Origin of the sequence: Saccharothrix coeruleofusca, assembly GCF_014648515.1 — a bacterium.
GTDB classification, from domain to species: domain Bacteria; phylum Actinomycetota; class Actinomycetes; order Mycobacteriales; family Pseudonocardiaceae; genus Actinosynnema; species Actinosynnema coeruleofuscum.
This window is the reverse complement of the sequence record NZ_BMRG01000061.1, coordinates 1-508: the sequence shown is the minus strand read 5'-3', so window position 1 is coordinate 508 and position 508 is coordinate 1. Positions and strand designations below refer to the sequence as shown.

Genomic DNA, 508 nt, shown 5'->3' with positions numbered 1-508 from the left:
CCTGGCGCGACCTCACCGACTCGGTCAACTTCATGGCGGGCAACCTCACCAGCCAGGTCCGCAACATCGCCCAGGTCACCACCGCGGTGGCGCAGGGCGACCTGTCGCAGAAGATCGACGTGGACGCGCGCGGCGAGATCCTGCAGCTCAAGACCACCATCAACACCATGGTCGACCAGCTGTCCTCGTTCGCGGCGGAGGTCACCCGCGTGGCCCGCGAGGTCGGCAGCGACGGCAGGCTGGGCGGCCAGGCCCAGGTCCCCGGCGTCGCGGGCACCTGGCGCGACCTCACCGACTCGGTCAACTTCATGGCGGGCAACCTCACCAGCCAGGTCCGCAACATCGCCCAGGTCGCCACGGCGGTGGCACGCGGCGACCTGTCGCAGAAGATCACGGTGGCCGCGCGCGGCGAGATCCTGGAGCTGAAGGAGACCATCAACACGATGGTCGACCAGCTCTCCGCCTTCGCCGACGAGGTCACCCGCGTCGCCCGCGAAGTCGGCACCGA

The 508-nt window shown here is 69.7% G+C and carries 1 protein-coding gene; it reads left to right on the top strand.

All coding sequences use genetic code 11. From position 1 onward, the window contains the following. The coding region (locus IEZ00_RS36040; RefSeq protein ID WP_189227826.1) for a HAMP domain-containing protein at positions 1-508 on the top strand (508 nt) is incomplete at both ends.